The sequence below is a fragment of the Pseudokineococcus marinus genome (genome assembly GCF_013004605.1).
Lineage (GTDB): Bacteria > Actinomycetota > Actinomycetes > Actinomycetales > Quadrisphaeraceae > Pseudokineococcus > Pseudokineococcus marinus.
On the sequence record NZ_JABEMA010000351.1, the window covers coordinates 1 to 2,906 of the forward strand.

Genomic DNA, 2,906 nt, shown 5'->3' on the forward strand with positions numbered 1-2,906 from the left:
GGTCCTGCTCGAGCTGCCGGCGGCCCCGGACGCCCCGCCGCCGCCGGACGCCCCGCGGCGGCCCGCCCCGCCGGCCGGGGACGGGTCGTGACGAGCGTCCTGCTCGTCGACGACCAGGCCCTCGTGCGCATGGGCTTCCGGATGGTCCTCGAGGCCGAGGACGACCTCGAGGTCGTCGGCGAGGCCGGCGACGGCGCGGTGGCGGTCCGGCAGGTGGCCGCGCTGGACCCCGACGTCGTCGTCATGGACGTCCGCATGCCGGGCGTGGACGGCATCGAGGCCACCGCGCGGGTCGTCGCCGAGCACCCGCGGTCGAGGGTGCTCGTCCTGACGACCTTCGACGTCGACGACCACGCCTTCGCGGCCCTGCGGGCCGGCGCGAGCGGCTTCCTCCTCAAGAGCGCGGAGCCCGCCCAGCTCGTCGACGCCGTCCGCACCGTCGCCGCCGGCAGCTCGGTGGTGGCCCCCCGGCTCGTCCGCCGGATGCTCGACCTCTTCGCCGACCGCCTGCCGACCGCCGGCGGCGGCGACGGCGACGGCGACGGCGGCGGAGCCCGGGACGACGGCGCCGTCCCGCCCGCCCTCCGGGGGCTCACGCCGCGCGAGCTGGAGGTCATGCGCTGCGTCGCACGCGGTCTGTCGAACGCCGAGATCGCCGAGCTCCTCGTGCTGTCGACGACCACCGTCAAGACGCACGTCGGCAGCCTGCTGGCCAAGCTCGGCCTGCGGGACCGCGTGCAGGTGGTCATCGCCGCCTACGAGAACGGCGTCGTCACCCGGGACGCCTGAGGCGCCGGGGCGCGTCGTCCACCGACGGCCGGGGCCGTCCGGGGGACGAGCGCCCCGGGAGCGGTGGACCCGGCGGCGCCGCTCCCTACGCTGCCGACGTGGTCGGTGCCGGGGAGAGCGCGGGGGCGAGGAGCCCGAGGGGCGGCCGGCCCCGGGCGCGGGGCGCGCTGGCGGCGGGCGTCCTGCTCGCCGCGGCGGGGTGCGCTCCCCCGTCCCCCGCGCCGCAGCGCGAGGTCGTCGACCTGCTCCAGGGGGCCTGGCGGGACGTGCCGGGCGTCGCCGTCGACGGTGACGCCCTGCAGGTCACGGCCACCGGCCGCAGCGTCCTGGGTCCCGACGGCGAGACGCGCCAGCCGGACCCCCCGCTGGACCTGGCCGGCGCGCACCTGCTGGTCGACGGGGACTTCTCCCTCGACGCGCGCCTGGCCGACGTCACCGGCGACGCGACCTGGGCCGTCTACGACCGTCCGCCCGTCCGCGCCGACGAGTTCCGCATCGAGCCGCCGGGCCTGCGCCTGACCCTGCGCGGCGACGAGCTCGAGGTCGCCGTCCTCGACGGCTCGTCCTCGGAGGACGTGACCGACCCGCGTCCGGTGCACGAGGAGCGCGTGGCCGTCGACCCGACCGCCCCTCTCGCGGTGCGCCGGTCGGGGGGCGCGCTCGAGGTGGTGAGCGACGGGGAGACCGTGTCCTCGACGACCCGGGGCGGGGTCGTCGACTCGGGCGAGCTCTGGCTGGGCCTGTCGAGCGACGACGGCTCCTTCCGCGTCACAGCCCTCACCGCCACGGCGACCGGTGCCGGCTCGCTGGGCCTCGCAGGTCCCGCGCACCTGTCGGCCGAGCCGTCCCCCGAGGGGCTGCAGGCCCTCGCCGACCGCGTCCGTCCGGGCTTCCGGGTCGGCGCGGCGGCCGCGCTCGGCCCGCTGGTCTCGGACGAGGAGTACGCGCAGGAGCTCGTCGGCGACTTCGGCGCGATCACGCCAGAGAACGCGATGAAGCCGCAGTCCCTCTCCCCCCGGCGGGGCGTCTACACCTTCGAGGAGGCGGACGCGCTCCTCGCGGTGGCGGAGAGCCGGGGCATGGCGGTGCACGGGCACACCATCGCCTTCTCCGAGGCGGTGCCGCGCTGGATGGAGGAGCTGCCCACCGGCTCCGCCGAGGAGCGCCGCGACAGCGCCGACGCCCTGCTCGCGTACGTCGCCACCGTGGTGGGCCACTTCCGGGGGCGGCTCACCTCCCTCGACGTCGTCAACGAGCCCTTCGACGTCGACCAGGGGACCGGCCTGCAGGAGAACGTCTGGTACCGGACCTTCGGGCCGGACTACCCCGCAGTGGTCTCCCGGGCCGTCCACGACGCCGACCCCGACGTCGAGCAGTACGTCAACGAGAACGGCGCCGACGTGCCCGGCCCGCGCCAGGACGCCCTGCTCGAGCTGGTGCGCCGCACCAACGCGCTGGGGGGCCACGTGGACGGCGTCGGCCTCCAGGCCCACGTCTACGACCTCGGGACCGACGTGATCTCCGCCGAGGACCTCACCGCCACGCTCGAGGCCCTCGAGGCGGCCGGGCTCCGCGCCCGCATCTCCGAGCTCGACGTCACGGACGCGGAGGGGACGGCCGCCCAGGCGGAGCAGTACGCGGTCGTGCTGGACACCTGCCTGCGCTCGCCCACGTGCGTCGCCTGGACCACCTGGGGCGTCGACGACCGCTACGACTGGTACCTCGACGACGAGGGGCTCCAGCAGGGCCACGACCTCCTCTTCGACGACGGACGGCCGACCCCGGCCCACGAGGCGCTGGTGCGGGTGCTCGGCGGTTGACCGCCGCCCCTGTCGAGGGGCGGTCCGCCCGCCGGGACCGTCGCGGGACGTCCTCGACCGTCGGGCGCGCCCCGCCGTCACCCCGGGACCCACGGCCGACGCCGGAAGGCGTGCACGGCCACGAGCCGCACCGAGGCGACCTCCCGCAGGACGTCGGTGCGCGCGGCCCCCGCCGGGTCGGTGGTCGACGGGTGCCCGCCCTCCCGGAGGCCGGCCTGCAGGCCGGCTGCCGCCGCGACAACCCGCCGGCGCCCCGTCGTCCGGCCGCAGGGCGGGGCCGCCGCGAGCCGGTCGAGG

The 2,906-nt window shown here is 77.4% G+C and carries 3 protein-coding genes; 2 read left to right on the forward strand and 1 reads right to left on the reverse strand.

Annotation, left to right across the window (positions count from 1 at the left end; genetic code table 11):
* The first annotated feature begins 87 nt into the window (after positions 1-87).
* Entirely contained in the window at positions 88-789 is a 702-nt protein-coding gene (locus HLB09_RS15240; RefSeq protein WP_171204176.1) for a response regulator transcription factor, read from the forward strand.
* Positions 790-887: 98 nt separating this feature from the next.
* Complete coding sequence (locus tag HLB09_RS20170) at positions 888-2,609, forward strand: endo-1,4-beta-xylanase (RefSeq protein WP_171204177.1); 1,722 nt, start codon at positions 888-890, stop codon at positions 2,607-2,609.
* 77 nt (positions 2,610-2,686) lie between these two features.
* On the opposite strand, the gene HLB09_RS17910 is transcribed toward HLB09_RS20170, so the two are convergent.
* On the reverse strand, positions 2,687-2,906 hold a 220-nt coding region (locus tag HLB09_RS17910; RefSeq protein WP_212771180.1), incomplete at its 5' end, for a hypothetical protein.